We start from the raw sequence: 17095 nt of genomic DNA, 5'->3' as shown, positions 1-17095 counted from the left end.
CACATCTTACGTGACCCGGTTCCGCACCGAGTCGATTCGAAGGGGCTGTGGAAAAGTCGGGGGACAACTGGCCGAGCGGAATGAGACACACGTGTCCACCCGACGACGCGCGTTGTGGACAAACTGGGGACAACTCTGTCGTGGCAGTTGTTTTCGCAGCGCACTTCGCGGCGAAAACCCTGTGGACGGGTTGTGGACAGCTTGCCGTTCCGTGACGGATGCGAAACTCCGTCCCCAACCGGTGTGCTACCGGTGCGGGAGCACGGTGTAGGAACGGAACCGAACCGGTTCCGCGCGGCCTGGCGTTCGCCACCACCGCGCGGAACCGCGGTGAATGATTCAGCCGCCCGGGGTGACCTCGACGTGCATCGAGGCGTAGACGTCGGGGTGCAACCGCACGCCGACGGCCATCTTGCCCAGCGACTTGACGTTGCCCTTCAGTTCCACCGAACGCTTGTCCAGGCTGGGGCCACCCGCCTGGCGCACGGCCGAGACCACGTCGGACTCGGTGATCGAACCGAACAGCTTGCCCTTCTTGGAAACCTTCTTGGAAAGCCGCACCATGCCCATGTTCTGCAGCTGTTCCTGCAGCTCCCGGGCGTGCTCCAGGTTGCGGACCCTGCGGTTCTCCTGCGAGCGGCGGATGGTCTCGACCTGCTTCTGCGCACCCTTGGTGGCCAGGATGGCCATGTTCTGCGGCAGCAGGTAGTTACGGGCGTAGCCGTCACGTACCTCGACAACGTCACCCGAGGCGCCGAGACCGCTCACGTCCGAGGTCAGAATGATCTTCACGGCGTGTCTCCTTTCAAAGCCGAACCGAGGTCACCCCGGCCCCGTCGCCGACCGGCACCGACGAGCCGGTCGGTCCCGGTGTGTGACCGAGCGTGCGGCAGAGTTCCCGAATCCGGGCAGCGAGCTCGCGCCCTGACGGTCCGGGCCTCCGTCGTGAATCGTGCACACGTGGGAGCGCGGGGCGGTGGCGAGAATCCCGGTTTTACCGGGCGGTCGAGGTGTACGGCAGCAGCGCCATCTCGCGGGCGTTCTTGACCGCGATGGCGACGTCCCGCTGGTGCTGACTGCAGTTGCCGGTCACACGCCGTGCCCGGATCTTGCCGCGATCCGAGATGTACTTGCGCAGCAGCCCGGTGTCCTTGTAATCGATACTCAGTGCGTTCTGGTCGTCACAGAAGGCACAGACCTTCTTCTTCGGCTTGCGCACGGGCGCCTTGGCCATGTGCTTGCTCCTTCGAAGCGAGCGAGAACTCCGTAATGGACTTTTGGTTCGGCCGCGCGGCGGGCACGACTCCGGGGCGCACCGGCCACGGCCGGTCGATTCCCGGGCGTTCGCGAAAACGCCGCGGCCACGGCGGGACGGTTCGCCCGGTCACCGGGTGACCGTGCTCGTCCCGCCCGGATCAGAAAGGTGGCTCGTCGCTGAAACCGCCGCCGGAACCGGCCGGGGGTGCCGAACTCCAGGGATCCTCTCCACCGGAGCCGCCACCGGAGCCACTGCCGCGGCTGATCTTGTTGACCTTCGCCGTGGCATAGCGCAGCGAGGGGCCGACCTCGTCGACCTCCATCTCGACCACGGTGCGCTTCTCGCCTTCCTTCGTCTCGAAGGAGCGTTGGCGCAACCGTCCCTGCACCACCACGCGCATGCCCCGGGTGAGCGTTTCGGCGACGTTCTCCGCGGCCTGCCGCCAGATGTTGCAACGCAGGAAGAGGGCCTCGCCGTCCTTCCACTCACCCGCTTGGCGGTCGTAGAACCGCGGGGTGGAGGCGACGGTGAAGTTCGCCACCGCCGCACCGGAGGGAGTGAAGCGCAGTTCCGGATCGGCTGTCAGGTTGCCGACCACTGTGGTTACGGTTTCACCGGCCATCGCCTGTGGACTCCGTCTCTGTGCTGAGGTCGGATGGCTGTGCAGCTCGTGGCACGGCGATCAGGCAGAGGTCTCGGCCTTGCCGCGGCTCGCCGCCCTGGCGCTGGCGCGGGCCAGGCGGGCCTCCTTGCGTGGCTGCACGATCTTGCGCAGCATCTTGGTGCGCAGCACGTTCTCGCTCAGGTTGAGCTGGCGATCGAGCTCGTTGACCGAAGCCGACTCGGAGTTCAGATCCACTACGACGTAGATACCCTCGGAGCGCTTGTCGATCTCGTAGGCCAGCCTGTTGCGGCCCCAGACGTTGATGTTCTCGATGCTGCCACCGTCGTTGCGGATGACCTTGAGGTAGTTCTCCAGGGACGAGGCGACATTCCGCTCGTCCAGGCTCGGGTCAAGAATGACCATGAGCTCGTAATGACGCATAACGACCACTCACCTCCTGTGGACTTACGGCCGCGGACTCTCCGCGGCAGGAGGGTCGCCTATGCCGGGCGATCCGGCACAGCGTAGCAATCCGGCGAATCGGCCGGTGACCTGGGTATCCCGAGTACCACCCGGTTGCCCGGCGCCGGTTCCTCGTGACGAGTGGTGCTTTCGCCCGGCGACACGAAACGTTCCCCGCCCCCGCGAGCGCGAACGATCGAAAAGCGGGACGTCTCAGGCTCGGCGCAGCACCCACGTCCTGATGAGCGCGGCGGTCACCCCGGCCAGCGAGACAGCGGCCAGCAGCACCGGCAACGCCACGCGCTCGCCGGAACCGGTCGGCAGCGCCTGCGCGCTTCCCGCTTCGCGTACCCGGTCCTGCTGGTTGTGCCCGTCACCGGTTCGCAGGTCACCGGTGGCGGGCTGTCCGCCAGCGGTCTCCCCGAACCGACTGTCCGACCACGGCGGCAGCGACCCCGGCACGTAAGCGTACTCGGAAGGCGCCACTTGTTCGGCCGACCCCGGGGAGTAGTTCGAGTCCGGCCCGCCCGCCTGCCGCCGCGGCTGGTCGTCGGTCGGCTCCGTCGTGGGATCACCACCGCTGCCGGAACCGGGCGTGTCGGGGTTCCGCTGCTCGTCACCGGACGAGCCCGGATCCGGGGATTCGGCAGGTGGGGTGGTGCTCGGCTTCTCCGGCGTGGTGCTCGGCTCGGTCGGTTCCGGCTTCGCCTGGCCCGGCACGTTCACGCCACCCAGGCAGGTGACCGCGAGGTTGCCCACGTGGAAGTTCATCGTGTCGCCGCGATCTTCGACGGCGGGGAGACCGGCGATGCGGTTCGCCAGCGCGTCGGCCAGCGCGGAACCGGAGAAGTGCTGTTCCTCGGTTGTCACTTCGCCGATGTTGATCGGCGCCGTTCGCAGGAACTGCTGGTGGATCCGGTCTATCCGCTCGAAATCGAGCGGAAAGGTCAGTCCGGCAGCGTCCTTGACCCGGGAGTCCAGCGCACGAGGGGAGACCACGATCGGTTGCCCGTACTCGGTGCTCGTCACGTCCTCGGTGCAGGTACCGATCACCACCGGATCCGCCGCGGCGGCCACACCGCCGCCCAGGAACCCGCTCGTCGCGACCACGGCGCTCGCGGCCGTGGCAGCGGCGGCTCGCCGCAACGCGGCGGGCGCCCGTTTCCGGGAGTCGACAGTGGATTCCCCGGTCGGGTGGTCATCGCGCTGACTGCTCATACACGTACCCCTCACTCCGTGCGCGCTCTCCGGGCGCCCGCCGTCGTCTCGTGGGTGGGCGGTTCGCGGAGATCGAAGCCCTCACCCTGGTTAACGCGTGAGTACGGTCACGGTAACGCCATAGTGTGAAACCGTTTCGAATCACCTCCGCCGCGCGCTCCCGGAGGCGGCACCCCGATCCCTTTCGTAGCCCGAGCCATCACTCTCCCGCTTGAGACCCACTACTCACGTGGTCGGTGCCGCCGGGGGTTCTCCCGTGCGGCGTCAATTTCTCGAGAAATCGACGCCGCAGTATCGACGCCCCGGTACGGGGTGTGGCTCCAGCTCCGTCAATTTCTCGAGAAATCGCCGCGCCGCTTCGACGCAGGGCGAACTCCGACCATCCACGCAGCAGGACCGACCCCGGGTTCTCGCGTGCGGCTCTCGCGAGGACGGTCCCGACGTGGCGTAGTAGTTACTCGATGTCGGGGCACCCGCGGCGAGAGCCGTGCGAGACGTTCCGCAACCCGCACCGCCACGCGAACCGACCCGAGGTGCTCCTACTAAGGTCGGGGCATGCAGATCGGTGCCCATGTTCGTGACGACGATCCACTGACCGCCGCGAGCGAACGCGGCGCCGAGGTCGTGCAGTTCTTCCTGTCCGATCCGCAGGGTTGGAAGACTCCGCAACCGCATCCGCAGGAGGAACAACTCCGCGACTCGGAGCTGCGGGTTTTCGTGCACTCGCCCTACGTGATCAACGTCGCCTCGCCGAACAACCGCATCCGCATCCCCTCCCGCAAGTCCGTGCTCTCGCAGACCGCGGCCGCGGCGCGGATCGGGGCCGAAGGAGTGGTGGTGCACGGCGGTCACGTCACCAAGGACGACGATCCGGCCGAGGGGGTGGCCAACTGGCGCAAACTCTTCGAGCGCCAGGCAGCCGAGGGCGGCTTCGAGGTGCCGGTGCTGATCGAGAACACCGCCGGCGGTGCCAACGCCATGGCGCGCGGATTCGACGACCTCGCCCGGCTCTGGGACGCGGTCGGCGAGTTCGGCGCGGGATTCTGCCTGGACACCTGCCACGCGTACGCGGCCGGTGAGGATCTCGTCGGCATCGTGGAGCGGGTCCGCGCCATCACCGGGCGCCTCGATCTGGTGCATCTCAACGACTCGAGAGATCCGTTCGGTTCCTGGCGCGATCGGCACGCCAACGTCGGCTCCGGCACCATCGACCCCGAAGTGCTGCGCGAGGTCTGCGCCACCGCCGAGGCCCCGATCGTCGTGGAGACCCCTCCCGAGGGGCAGGCCGAGGACATCGCCTACCTCCGTGGTTGAATCCCCCCCGGCTCGGGGACCCCGGCGATTTCGCGAGAAATTGACTCCGGTCGGGCCGAGTCTCCCCAGCCGGAGGACCGGGACCTCGATTCTTGTCCGGGAGCGAGCGTGCGTGACCGATCGGTGAGACGGCGAACTACCGGACTCTCCGCCCTGGCCCTGGCAGCACTGTGCGTGCTGACCGGAATGACCATGCTGTTGGGGTACGCCAACAAGGCCCGCTGCACCGGTCCCGAGTTCGACGAGTCCGGCGTCTCGCGCTCCGACGTCTCGGCACGCAGCTCCCGCTACGTCTGCTACTCGGACCTGCAGTACCTGTGGAACGCGCGCGAGCTCGACGAGATGGGTTTCCCCTACGCCACCGGCGGGATCACCGACGAGGGGGAGCTGTACGGCAGCGTCGTCGAGTACCCGGTGCTGATCGGGGTGCTGGTCTGGCTGGGGTCGCTGTTCGTTCGGACCGACGCGGGGTTCCTGGCCGCCTCCGCGCTGCTGCTCGCCCCGTTCGGGCTGCTCACCGCCTGGTGGCTGGGACGGCTGAGTCGCTGGCGGGCGCTGTGGTGGGCGCTCGGCCCGCCGTTGGTGCTCTACTCCTTCCACAACTGGGACCTGGCCGCCGTGGTCTGCTCGGTGGGGGCGATCTACGCGGTCCATCGTTACCGGGCCACCGGGCTGCGACGACCGGCCCTGCTGGCGGCCGTGCTGCTGGGGATCGGCGCCGCCTGCAAGCTCTATCCCGCGATGTTCGCGCTGCCGCTGGCGCTGTACGTGCTCACCGGCGGCGCTGCCGGTGCCCGTGATTCCGCCTATGGCCGGGGTGCGGCCGACGCCCGTGATTCCGGGGTGAACCGCGGCCGGTTCGACATCGGTGGCGCGTTCGGGGTGCTCGGCACCGCACTGGGAACTTTCGCGCTGGTCAACCTGCCGTTCGCGATGATCGGTTTCGAGGGGTGGGCGGCCTCGTTCCGGTTCCAGCTGCGGCGCTCGGTGGACCTGACCACCAACTCGGTCTGGTACTGGGGCCTGCGACCGCTGGTGGCGGAGGACCGGTTCGAGGCCCTGGTGGGGGTGCTTTCCCCGGTACTGGTTCTCACGTCGTTCGCGCTGGCCTGCGCACTGGGTATGCGCCACTGGTCCCGTGGCGGGGCCTTCCCGTGGGTGGCGGTATCGGCCGCGATGCTGTGCGGCTTCCTGCTGCTGCACAAGGTGCACTCCCCGCAGTTCGCGCTCTGGTTGCTGCCGTTCCTCGTGCTCGTGCCGGTGCGCACCGGTTGGGTGATCGCCTACCTGCTGGCCGACGCCGCCATGGGGATCGGGTTCTTCCGCTGGATGTATCTGATCAACACCGACCAACCCTTCGCCGTCTACGAGTCGTTCGCCGCGCAGGCGGTGATGATCGGAGTGTGGGGGCGCGCGGCGCTGCTGGTCGGGTTGTTCGCCGCGTTTCTCGGGGCTTCCGGCTTCAGGTTTCCCGGAAGTTCGCCGCCACGGGCTGCCGCCGATCGGGAGCCCCGGCCCACCTTCGCCGAATAGGCAGCACGAACCGGTCGGGGGCGTCGTCCAGGAACCCGCCGTGCGGATCGGAACCGGGAACACGGCGTACCTTGTCCAGTTCCGGACGCAGGATCTCCCGCACGATCAGCACGCAGATCAGCACCACCACCGCGTCGCGGATCACGACCGCGCCCAGGAACCAGCCCTCGGGCAGCCCATCGTTGGAGGTGCCGAGGAAGTAGTACATCCGCGGTGCCCAGACCGCCGCGTCGATCAGCATCCACGTCACCAGCAGTCGCCAGCGCGGGATGGCGAGCACGGCCAGCGGCACCAGCCACAACGAGTACTGCGGACTCCACACCTTGTTGGTCAGCAGGAACACCGCCACCACCAGGAAGCACAACTGCGCCAGCCGTGGCCGCACCGGTGCGGACAGCGCCAGCGCTCCGATCGCCGCGCATCCCAGCAGCAACAGCACGAGACTCACCGCGTTCAGCACCGAGGGAGTCTCGTTCGGCCCCAGCGGACCGTCGAAACCCGCCCAGTCGCCGAAGTACATGACCACGTTGTACAACGAGTCCGGATCCGCCGGTCGGGCGCTGTTGAGCCGGAAGAACTCCCACCAGCCGCGCGGGAACATGATCATGATCGGCAGGTTCACCGCCAGCCACGCGCCCAGCATGGCCAGCAGGGCGCGCAGCCCCTCGCGGATGCGCCCGGAACGCAGGCACAGCACCAGGATCGGGCCGATGAACAGCAGCGGATAGAGCTTGGTCGCCGCGCCCAGCCCCAGCAGCACCCCGGCGAGCGTCACGCGCTCGCGGGCCCAGGCGAGCAGTCCGGTGGTGGCCAGCGCGGTCGCCAGCGCGTCGAAGTTGGTGAAGGCGTGCACGAACACCAGCGGGGCGGTGGCGGCCAGCGCCGCGTCCCACGCCCGGAATCTACACAACCGGTACAGCGCCCAGACGGTCACCAGCCAGGCCGTGGCCAGCCAGAACGCGCTGATCTCGAAGTAGACCGCACCCTGCGCCGTGGCCGGCAGCACTCCGTGGGATGCCAGCGTCATCCAGCCGTCGGTCAGTTCCGCGTTGGCCCACTGGAACAGCCCCGTGAGCACCGGATACTCCATGTAGCGGACCTGCTCGCGGGGAGTGCCCGGATCGTCCACCCAGGACGTCCGGTAGGGGAACGCCCCGTCCGGCGCCAGGTCCCCGGCTCCGTAGCGCGGGATGAGGTCGGTGTAGCACAACGCGACGTACTGCCGGTGGTCGCGCCAGTCCAGCCGGGGGCCGTCGGTGGTTTCGTAGGTCTGCGCGCAGGGTGCCTTGAGGAGCCAGCTCGCCGCCAGCAGCAGTACCGCCAGCAGCAGGATCACCCGCAGCGGGGTCCAGAACCACTGCCTGCCCACCTGGGCATGAGAGCCGAGTCGCCCGCCGAACAGGCCGCTCAGCCTGATCGCCAGCGGCTCCGTCCAGGTGGGAGCTACTCGCTGGGTTTCGCCGAGCGAGGCGCTGTCCACCCGCGCAGCTCGTTCGGTGACGGCGGTGAGCGGTTCGGCTTCGGCCGACTCCGGAGCGCCGTGGCGTTCTTCGCCGACCCCTTCGGCGAGGTCCCGCTCGTTTCCCGCTCGTTCGGGCTGCTCCGGCTCGGACACGGTCCGCATGTTACGGAGCCCTGACTACGAAGAGTGCGGCCGGTTCGCCGAACCGGCCGCACTCTTCGCTGGATTCGAGGCATCGGTGCCCTCGACCTGCCGTGTGGCCCAACCCCACGAGCTCGCGGGAACCACGGAGTCACAGGGCGCCGCGTCAGGCGCTCAGCCGGTCAGTCGGGACCGCGGGCGCTGTTCCCGTTGTCCTGCTGGTTCGGCTGATCCTCCTCGGAACTGCTCGGCTCCGTCGGGTCACCTTCGTCGTCGCACTCCGAGAACCAGGGGTTTTCCTGACACTCGTCGTTCTGGTCCGAGCTCTCCCCAGCTCCTCCCGACGGTGGGAAGTCGCTGGGGTCGGTTTCGTCGGACGGCATTTCGTCGGACGGCGATTCATCGCTCGGGGGAGTCTCCGACTCGTTCTTCTCTTCCTCCGGGGGATCCGAGCTCGGCGGCGGGGGCACGGTGAACTGGCCGATCGGATCCGGCTCCTGGAACTCCTCGACCTCCTTGCCCTCCAGGTAGGAGTTCATGAACTTCTGCCAGATAGCGCCGGGTTGGTCGGCGCCGTAGATGTCCCCACCCGACGCGTCGGTCAGCGGTTGCCGCGAGGTGGTGTTCTTGTTGAGCACCACCGCCGTGGAGATCTGCGGGGTGTAGCCCACGTACGAGGCGGTGGCGTTGTGCCCCCCGATCTCGCCGAGCTGGTGGGTACCGCTCTTGGAGGCCACCGGCCGGTCGCCGTTCAGGTCGAGCCCGTACCCCTCGGCCACGTCCCGCATGCTCTCGGTCACGTTGGCGGCGATGTTGGCGCTGCGGGTGGAGCTGTCCCCGAAGGCGGTCTCGGTCTTGGGGGAGAAGTCCTCCTTGACATCCCCGTCGTTGTTCACGACCTTATCGACCAGGAACGGCTCGGCCCGCTCCCCGTCCGCCAGCCCGCCGTAGCCGTTGGCCAGGCTGACCGTGCTCACCGGGTAGGCACCCAGTGCGATGTTGAGGTTCGTGTCTCCCTCGGAATTGGCGAGCACCGGCACGGTCTCGCCGTTCTTGTTGACCTTCTCGCGCGGGATACCCGCCTCGTAGGCCGTCTCGGCCACGCTCCGCGGACCGAACTCGTTGGCCATGTTCAGGAACGCGGTGTTGACCGACTTCTCCGTGGCCTCGCGTACGCCGCAGCGCTCCGGATCGCTGCCGCAGGTGACCCCGGCCGCGTTGCCGAACTCGGTGCCGGCGATGGTCTGGTCGTCCGACCCGTCGTAGGTCTCCCCGATGCCCTTCCCCTGCTTCAGTCCGGTCGCGGTGACGAACGGTTTGAACGAGGAGCCGACGGGTTGGCGTTCCTTGACCCAGTCGTAGCCCTTGTTGCCCGGGGAGTACGCCCGCACCGCGCCGGTCTCGGGATCCACGGCCGCCAGGGCCGGGTTGATCTCGTCGGGCTGGTCGGCCATCACCTGCCGCACCGCGTCCCGTGCGGCCTGCTGGGCCTGGCTGTCCAGTGTGGTGACCACCTGCAGGCCCTGGCTGGTCAGCTCGTCCTTGGTGTAGCCGTGTTCCTCCAGCTCCTCGACGATGCGCCGCTGGATGTGGATCTGCGCGGTGGTGGTTTTCTTCTTCCACGCGAACATCTCCCGGGTCTGCGGCATCTGCAGGTTCTGGTACTCCTGCTGGCTGACCCAACCGTTCTGCTTCATCTGGAGGGTGACGTACTCCCAGCGATCCTTGGCCCGCTTGGCGTCCACCTGGGGATCGTTGCCTCTGGGTAGCTGCACCATCCCGGCCAGCACGGCCGACTCGGAGGCGTTGAGCTCGCTCGGGGCCTTGCCGAAGTAGGCCTCGGCCGCGTTGTCGATGCCGTAGGCGTCCCGGCCGTAGTAGGCGGTGTTGAGGTAGGCCTTGAAGATCGTTTTCTTGTCGTACTGGTTGGTCAGCTTGAACGCCCGCACGATCTCGGTGAACTTCCGGGTGATGCTGTGGTCGTCCTTGCCCGTGCTCAGCTTGATGTACTGCTGAGTCATGGTCGAGCCGCCGCCCTGCCCGCCGGAGAGTTGGTTGTAGACGGCGCGGCCGATGCCGGTCACCGAGAATCCCGGGTTGCTGTAGAAGTCCGCGTCCTCGGCCGCCATGGTGGCGTGCCGCATGTCCGCCGAGACCTCGCTGAGGTCGTCGATGAGCACGCGCTCATCCACCTCCGCCGACGAGAACTTGTTCAGCACGCTGCCGTCGGAGTACTTGACCACCATGCTGGTGCTGTAGTTCTTGGCGACCTTCGACGGTGGGGTGACCTCGAAGGTGAAGTAGCACCAGGCGAATATCGCGCCGGGCACCAGGATCCCCAGCGCCGCCGCGACGTAACAGGTACGCCGCAGACCGCGCCAGATCCTGCGCCTGCCGCGTTTCTTGCGGGCGAGGGCCGTCATGTCGTCGTCATCCGGATCGTCGGGATAGTCGAGTTCGTCGTCGAACCCCTCGTTGAAGTCGTCCTCGAAGTCGTCGTAGTCGTCGGGGTAGGGATCCGAGTCCGAGTAGTAGCTGTAGCCGCCCTGCGAGGCGCGGTGCGTGATCAGTCCCGGTTCGCTGCCCGGTGCCGAGGACTGGTCGGCACGGGTCACGCCGAACTCGGCGGAGTTGTCGGGCGATTCGGACCGGGCCGAAGCCGTCGCGTCGGATTCCCCGCGGGGGCTCGACGTGTCCCGGGAGTCACCGGTGGTTCCCTCGGGGCCACCGGAACCGGAGGAAGCCGCCGCGCCGGCGGCGGCGCCTGCCACGCCCCCGGCAGCCGCACCAGCCGCCCCTGCGGCACCCGCGGCCTTCCCGCCGGTGGGCCGGTGCTCCCGCGTCGGTTCGTCGCCACCGCCGGGAGCCGCGTTCGGCCCGCTCACGGAAGCTATGTGCTGCGTCGGTGCCTCACCCGGATCGTTCGGGTGCTGTCCGGGGCCGGCGTGTCCCGGGGGTGGGCCCTGCGGAACTCCGGGCGGTGTGGTCTTCCTCGTCGGTACCTCGTCCGGACCGCCGCCCTGCTGGGGACCGCCGCCTTGCTGGGGACCGGCGGGGTTGCCCTGCGCGCCGCGTCCGCCGGGATTGCCCGGTGGGGGAGCGGGTGCGCCGGAGGGCGGTCTGCCGGATGCGTCCCGGGGGGTTCCCGAGCCGTCCACGGCCGGATGTTGCACGGTCGCGTCCGGGTCGGCTGCCGGCCGTTGTTGACCACCGGGTGGCGGCGGGGGCGGTGGTTGCTGCCCACCCGGCCGCTGCTGTGCGCCGGGCCACTGCGCGGTGGCGTCCTCGCCGGGCCACTCCTGGCCACCCTGCGGTGGTCGTTGGCCGGGTCCGCCCTGCGGCGGACCCCCGGCATGCGGCTGCCCCTGTCCCTGTGGTGGCGCCTGTCCTTGTGGTGGTCCGCTCTGCGGCGGAGGTGGTGGTTGTTCGGAGGCGGGCCCGGGCGGTAAGTACCCCCCGTCGGGACCCTGTTGTCCGGGCCGCTGCGGTGCCGGTGGCGGTGGGCCTCCCTGCGGAGCGGATGGCTGGCCGCTCTGCTGACCACCCGGCCAGCGGTGCTGCGGTGGTTGTTGTCCACGGGACGGCTGTGGTGCCTGTGGTGGTGGCGGTGCCTGTGGTGGCGGCTGTCCCCCGCCCCGCTCGGGTGACGGTGGGGGCTGGTTCTCCCGCGGGGGCTCGTTGTGCTGCCCGGCCTGCTCCCCCTGCTGATCCGTATGGGGCGGTCGGCCGGGTTGCCGTCCGCGCTCCGGCTCCCGGTCCTCGGCAGCCGGCTGCCTGTGGCGGCGGCCGTCTTCGGACCGGTCGTCACGCTCGTCACTCACGAGAAGTCGTCCTCCGGGACAGGCGTCAACACGGACGCCGTGCGATGCGTTCACGTCGGCGGGTGCCACCGGCCGTGACCGATGAGGCTACTTGCTCACTCGGCCACGGTCCTGCGTCCCCGACCGCGGCCGTGGTGGCCCCCGGTTCCGAGGACGTATGACTGCACCAGGTGGTTCCAGTTACATGTACGGCAAACCTCGACGACGAACACATTGAACTCTTCGAACATGGTGGCCATACGTGCCAGTTCCGCGTTGCTCCGGGCCGAATTGTCGGCCTGTTTGAGCTGTTCGCCGAAGACCCAGGAGACGTAGGTCACGCGTTCCTTGCGGCACACCGGACAGATCACGTCACTGGGCTCACCGTGGAACTTGGCTGCCTGCAGCAGGTACGGTCCCGCGTCGCAGACCTCCTGTACGCCCACCCGGCCAGCATGGAGTCGCGCGAGCAGCGACCGACGCCGCAACGCGTAATCCACCACTTGCCGTTGGGTCCGCACGCCCTCAGCGTACGTGTCCTGTGCCCGGGCTCAATTGGGCCGTTCGGGGCAGCCCCGTGGCGAGGTGTCTCCGAACCACCGGCGGTGGCCGTGACACGGCGGGGCGGGTCGGTGAAAACCCGCTCCGACGGTGCGGTGGTGCCGCTTCGGTCCCGGCCCGTGGGATGCCAGCCGGAGAGAACGGTCACGCGGCCGGTGCTGCCGCTCCGGTCGCCCGCCCGGTGATTCGGCGGCGACGAGGACTGTCGTACTCCGATGTATCGGGACGATATAATCATCGCCGGGTGCTGCTCGGCTGGGCTTCGTCCGCGAGAGGAGGGCCGGTGCTCGAACTCGCGGTGCTCGGACTGTTGCACGAGGCGCCGATGCACGGTTACGAGCTGCGCAAGCGACTCCAGGAGATTCGTGCGTTCTCCTGCGGGACGGTGTATCCGACGTTGCGCCGGATGCGTCGCGCGGGGCTGATCGAGGAAACCCAGGAGGAGCAGGAGGCGCAGCGCTCGCGGCGGGCTCGACGTGTCTATCGACTCACCGAGTCGGGACGGGAGCGTTTCGTCGAGTTGGTCGAGGACTGCGGGCCACGAGCGTGCCAGGACGAGGCGTTCGACGTGAGGCTGGCTTTCTTCGCACGAACACCGGCACCGGTCCGGATGCGGATTCTGGAGAGCCGCCGTCGGCGCGTGGAACAGCGCCGGGAAGGGCAACGGGCGATCCTGGCCAGAGCCGACGAGCAGTGCGACCGGTACACGGCGCAACTGCACCGCCTGGGCCTGGATCACAGCGAGCTGGAGGTTCGCTGGTTGGACGAGCTGATCGCGCACGAGCGGGCCGAGCAGGGAGCCGAGCGGCCCGCGGGTGTGGGTGACCGCCTCGACCGAGGCTTGGACAGGGACACGACGAACGGGACATGACGGAGAAGGAGGCCGGCGACCATGGGCGGAGATCGTCACGACGAGGCGACGACCGGCAAGGTCCGAGTGGCGATCGTCGGTGTGGGCAACTGCGCCGCGTCGCTGGTACAGGGTGTGCAGTATTACGGCCGGATGGATCCGAGCGGCAGGGTTCCCGGCCTGATGCACGTGGACTTCGGTGGTTACCACGTCGGTGATCTGGAGTTCGTCGCGGCGTTCGACGTCGACGCGAAGAAGGTCGGCCGCGACCTGTCCGAGGCCGTGGTGGCGAGTCAGAACAACACGATGAAGATCGCCGACGTCCCACCGCTGGGTGTGTCTGTGCAGCGCGGTCACACGATGGACGGGCTGGGGCAGTTCTACTCCGAGACCATCGAGGAGTCCGAGGAACAGCCGGTCGACATGGTCGAGGCGCTGCGCGAGTCCGGGGCCGACGTGCTGGTTTCCTACCTGCCGGTGGGTTCGGAGGAAGCGGACAAGTTCTACGCGCGTGCCGCGCTCCGCGCCGGTGTGGCCTTCGTCAACGCGCTGCCGGTGTTCATCGCCTCCGACCCCGAGTGGGCACGCGAGTTCACCGAGGCGGGCGTGCCGATCGTCGGTGACGACATCAAGTCACAGGTGGGCGCGACGATCACCCACCGGGTGCTCACCAAGCTCTTCGAGGACCGCGGCGTGCACCTGGACCGCACGATGCAGCTCAACGTCGGCGGCAACATGGACTTCCTCAACATGAAGGAGCTCGGCAGGCTGGAGTCCAAGAAGACCTCCAAGACCAACTCGGTCACTTCGCAGGTGACGCGTGACATGGGGGACCGCAACGTGCACATCGGTCCTTCGGACTACGTCCCCTGGCTGGACGACCGGAAGTGGGCCTACATCCGGTTGGAGGGACGCGCCTTCGGTGACGCACCGGTCAACCTGGAGTACAAGCTGGAGGTCTGGGACTCGCCGAACTCAGCGGGCATCATCATCGACGCCATTCGCGCCGCCAAGATCGCCGCGGATCGCGGGATCGGCGGACCGGTGCTGTCGGCATCCTCCTACTTCATGAAGTCGCCGCCGGAGCAGTACTCCGATTCGGACGCCTACCAGGCGGTGGAGTCGTTCATCGCGGGGGAGAGCTGATCCCGTAGCTCGTCGGCGGTGCTAGCGGCCCGGGCGCGGCGATTTCGCGGGAAATCGCCGCGCGGTGTCCGTCTCAGGAACTGCCCAGGTTCCCGATGATCATTTTCGCGATTCGGTTGCCGAGCTTCTTCGTGGCGGCGTCGTCACCGAGCACCGTGGACTGCACGTCCACGCGCGAGGTGTCGGTGATCGCTATTCCGATCAGGCAGTTGCCGTACTCGCACTGAATCTTGGCTTCGTGCCCGGTGATGGTGGTCTTCTCGGCATCGCCGGTCATGCCGCTGAACGCTTTCAGCCCCTCCTCCTCGTGGATCGCGAGCAGCGCACTCGTGCCCGGCCCGTTGCCCTGTGGAGGATTGAACTCGCAACTGCGGGTCTCGCCGTTCTTCTTGTTGGCGGTGGTGCGGGGCAACCCCAGTTCGTCGCGTTGTGCCTTGGTCAGCAGTTCGCACGGGTCGATGCCCGCCAACGTCGCTGTGGGTGGTTTCCCGCCACCGCCCGAACCTCCGTTACCCGAACCGCCGCCCGCCGAGCCGGAGGTGTCGCCGTCGCCCGCTCCGCCGGAATCAGCGTTGGCACCGGAGCCGTCGTCACCGTTCCCGGCGTCGTCACCGGACGACGCCGCTTCCGATTCACCGGATTCGGATCCGCTGGGTGCGGCGGACTCGTCGCCGCCGGGTTCCGAGGCCGAGGAGTGCGAAGCGGTGGCCGAAGGCTGAACGGAACCATCGGTCGAATCGTTCGCGCTTCCCCCACCACCGCAACCGGCCGCGGTCAGCAGTGCGAGTGCCGCCAGCGGTGCGATGATCTTTCTGACGGCATGTGCCGTCGAGCTGTGCTGCGTCATGATCCCGCGAGCTTATAACCGCCGCCGTCCACCCCGGAACCGTCCATCGTGCGTAGCGGAACGGGTGCGGGCAGCCGTCGCGGCTACCGGGGGACACCGGCTCGGTTGTCGAATCGACCGTCCTTGACCAGTGGTTCATCGGCGTAAGCTCCGGTCTGCGGGTCGGAGTAAGTCGATCAGGGGTGTTTGTGGTCGGGTACGTTATGAGGGGCGTCGCTGGTTTTCCACATACTGCTGGATGATGCTTAACGGCGCTCCGCCGCAGGAGGCTGCGAAGTACGACGGCGACCACAGTTGTCCTCGATAGGTACGCATCCGGAAGTGTTGCTTCAGTCGCCGCGAGGTCACGCCTTTCAGGCTGTTCACCAGCTTTGAGACCGCCATTTGCGGCGGGTACTCCACGAGTAGGTGCACGTGGTCGTCCTCACCGTCGCACTCGCTCAGGGTCGCCCCGAAGTCGGCGCAGACTTTCGCGAATACGTCTCGCAGAAAATCGTGGTGCTTGCCAGTGAGTACGTTCCGTCGGTATTTCGTTACGAAGACCAAGTGAACGTGCATCCCGAAAACGCAGTGTCGACCAGTGCGGTAATCCTCAGTGTTGACCATAGACCAACATGGTGACGTGATCTCCGAAGGGAGGTGATCAGTCGTGCAGTTGCGGTACCGCTACCGGCTCTACCCGGACGAAGCTCAGCGACGGGTACTGGCGCAGGCGTTCGGCAACGCCCGTGTTGTCTACAACGACGCGGTACGCGCCCGTCGAGACGCCTACAAGTCCGGCGAGAAGTTTCCGGTCGGGGCCGTGCTGCAAAAGCGATTGATCACCGACGCTAAGCACACCGACGAGCGCGGATGGTTGGGCAAGTGCTCGAACATTGTGCTCCAGCAAGCCATCCGCGACTGCGACACCGCCTACAAGAACTTTGTCGACTCGTTGAAGGGCAAACGCGTCGGTAGGCGGGTGGGTGCCCCTCGATTTAAGTCCAAGCGGGACCGGCGTCAGTCGATCCGGCTGCACACCGGCGGGTTCTCGATCCGAAACAACGGCAAGCTCCGACTCGCCCGCATCGGCGACGTGAAAGTCGCCTGGTCCCGGAACCTGCCTAGTGATCCCAGTTCGGTCACCGTCATCAAGACCGCCGATGATCGCTACTTCGCCAGCTTCGTGGTCGAGGTCGGCGACGAGACCATGCCGCCTGTCGTGGATGAGCACGGCCAGGAACACGACCTCGCCCTCGACCTCGGGCTGTCCGCCTTCGCCGTCGACCAGCACGGCAACACCATCGACAACCCCCGGTTTCTACGCAGGGCCGAACGGAAACTCAAACGGGCACAGCGGGAGCTGTCCCGCACACAGCGCGGCAGCAACAACCGCGCGAAAGCACGCCGGAAACTCGCCCGCCAACACGGCAAGGTCGCCGACGCACGGGCCGACTGGCTACACCAGGAAACGACCAGGATCGCCCGCGAGAACCAAGCGGTGTTCCTGGAAGACCTGGCCGTATCTGGTCTCGCCCGCACCCGGCTGGCGAAGTCCGTGCGCGACGCGTCGTGGGGAACGTTCCGGCGCCTGCTGGAAGAGAAGTGCGCCCGTTACGGGCGGGAGTTAGTGGTCATCGACCGGTGGCTACCCACGTCGCAAACCTGTTCGGACTGTGGACGCATCGACGGGCCCAAGCCGCTGACCTGTGCGCACCTGGGAATGTCCGTGCGGCACGATCCACGACCGCGACACCAACGCCGCCAGAAATATCCTCGCCGCCGGACGGGCGGAGAGACTAAACGCCTGTGGAGGCGACGTAAGACCTCACACCGAGGCAGTGGCCGACGAAGCAGGAAGCAGCGCAACCCCGCGAGGAGATGCCGCTCCGTACACGGCGTAAGCCGAGTGGAGAATCC

General features: G+C 67.7%; 14 protein-coding genes and 1 pseudogene. 5 read left to right on the top strand and 10 right to left on the bottom strand.

Features of this window, described 5'->3' with window-relative positions:
- Positions 1-339: 339 nt before the first annotated feature.
- The 5 genes from rplI to BM150_RS19350 form a co-directional block, all read right to left on the bottom strand.
- Entirely contained in the window at positions 340-792 is a 453-nt protein-coding gene (rplI, locus tag BM150_RS19370; protein ID WP_092626635.1) for a 50S ribosomal protein L9, read from the bottom strand.
- Positions 793-994: 202 nt separating this feature from the next.
- Positions 995-1234 (bottom strand): 30S ribosomal protein S18, encoded by a 240-nt coding sequence (gene rpsR, locus BM150_RS19365; RefSeq protein WP_092928741.1) that lies wholly within the window; start codon positions 1232-1234, stop codon positions 995-997.
- Between the two features lie 181 nt (positions 1235-1415).
- A complete protein-coding gene (locus tag BM150_RS19360) occupies positions 1416-1880 on the bottom strand; it encodes a single-stranded DNA-binding protein (protein WP_092928740.1) in 465 nt (154 codons plus the stop codon).
- Positions 1881-1940: 60 nt separating this feature from the next.
- Positions 1941-2303 carry a 30S ribosomal protein S6 gene (gene rpsF, locus BM150_RS19355; protein WP_092928739.1) on the bottom strand — a complete coding sequence of 121 codons (363 nt, stop codon included), beginning with the start codon at positions 2301-2303 and terminating at the stop codon, positions 1941-1943.
- A 234-nt stretch (positions 2304-2537) separates the two neighbouring features.
- Positions 2538-3542 (bottom strand): hypothetical protein, encoded by a 1005-nt coding sequence (locus BM150_RS19350; protein ID WP_175496916.1) that lies wholly within the window; start codon positions 3540-3542, stop codon positions 2538-2540.
- 555 nt (positions 3543-4097) lie between these two features.
- Here BM150_RS19350 and BM150_RS19345 point away from each other — a divergent pair.
- Together BM150_RS19345 and BM150_RS19340 are read left to right on the top strand one after the other, a co-directional pair.
- Positions 4098-4856, top strand: coding sequence for a deoxyribonuclease IV (locus tag BM150_RS19345; RefSeq protein ID WP_092928738.1), 759 nt, complete (start codon positions 4098-4100; stop codon positions 4854-4856).
- Positions 4857-5042: 186 nt separating this feature from the next.
- A complete protein-coding gene (locus BM150_RS19340) occupies positions 5043-6389 on the top strand; it encodes a hypothetical protein (protein WP_425427435.1) in 1347 nt (448 codons plus the stop codon).
- On the opposite strand, the gene BM150_RS19335 is transcribed toward BM150_RS19340, so the two are convergent.
- The 3 genes from BM150_RS19335 to BM150_RS19315 all read right to left on the bottom strand — a co-directional run bounded on the left by BM150_RS19335 (position 6319) and on the right by BM150_RS19315 (position 12313).
- Positions 6319-7869 carry a glycosyltransferase family 87 protein gene (locus tag BM150_RS19335; RefSeq protein ID WP_425427434.1) on the bottom strand — a complete coding sequence of 517 codons (1551 nt, stop codon included), beginning with the start codon at positions 7867-7869 and terminating at the stop codon, positions 6319-6321. The two genes, BM150_RS19340 and BM150_RS19335, sit on opposite strands and share 71 nt — an antisense overlap.
- A gap of 305 nt (positions 7870-8174) precedes the next feature.
- Positions 8175-11813 carry a transglycosylase domain-containing protein gene (locus BM150_RS19330; protein WP_245755612.1) on the bottom strand — a complete coding sequence of 1213 codons (3639 nt, stop codon included), beginning with the start codon at positions 11811-11813 and terminating at the stop codon, positions 8175-8177.
- Between the two features lie 95 nt (positions 11814-11908).
- Positions 11909-12313, bottom strand: a complete 405-nt coding sequence (locus tag BM150_RS19315; protein ID WP_175496915.1) for a DUF5318 family protein — start codon at positions 12311-12313, stop codon at positions 11909-11911.
- 323 nt (positions 12314-12636) lie between these two features.
- On the opposite strand from BM150_RS19315, the gene BM150_RS19310 reads away from it, so the two are divergent.
- Both BM150_RS19310 and BM150_RS19305 read left to right on the top strand, forming a co-directional pair.
- Positions 12637-13224, top strand: coding sequence for a PadR family transcriptional regulator (locus BM150_RS19310; RefSeq protein WP_092928847.1), 588 nt, complete (start codon positions 12637-12639; stop codon positions 13222-13224).
- Between the two features lie 21 nt (positions 13225-13245).
- Positions 13246-14349: an inositol-3-phosphate synthase gene (locus tag BM150_RS19305; RefSeq protein ID WP_092928733.1), complete on the top strand. Its 1104-nt coding sequence runs from the start codon at positions 13246-13248 to the stop codon at positions 14347-14349.
- A 73-nt stretch (positions 14350-14422) separates the two neighbouring features.
- Here the strand turns inward: BM150_RS19305 and BM150_RS19300 are convergent, their stop codons facing one another.
- Together BM150_RS19300 and tnpA are read right to left on the bottom strand one after the other, a co-directional pair.
- Complete coding sequence (locus BM150_RS19300) at positions 14423-15196, bottom strand: DUF3558 domain-containing protein (RefSeq protein WP_092928732.1); 774 nt, start codon at positions 15194-15196, stop codon at positions 14423-14425.
- A gap of 201 nt (positions 15197-15397) precedes the next feature.
- The gene (gene tnpA / locus BM150_RS19295) at positions 15398-15802 is read right to left on the bottom strand and encodes an IS200/IS605 family transposase (protein WP_092928731.1); all 405 of its coding nucleotides are present in this window, start codon (positions 15800-15802) and stop codon (positions 15398-15400) included.
- Between the two features lie 43 nt (positions 15803-15845).
- Here tnpA and BM150_RS25165 point away from each other — a divergent pair.
- A pseudogene (locus BM150_RS25165) lies at positions 15846-17079 on the top strand (RNA-guided endonuclease InsQ/TnpB family protein).
- The last annotated feature ends 16 nt before the right edge of the window (positions 17080-17095 follow it).

Source organism: Actinopolyspora alba (assembly GCF_900112765.1).
Taxonomy (GTDB): domain Bacteria; phylum Actinomycetota; class Actinomycetes; order Mycobacteriales; family Pseudonocardiaceae; genus Actinopolyspora; species Actinopolyspora alba.
The sequence above is the reverse complement of the archived record's forward strand: the minus strand, read 5'-3'. Positions and strand labels throughout refer to the sequence as shown.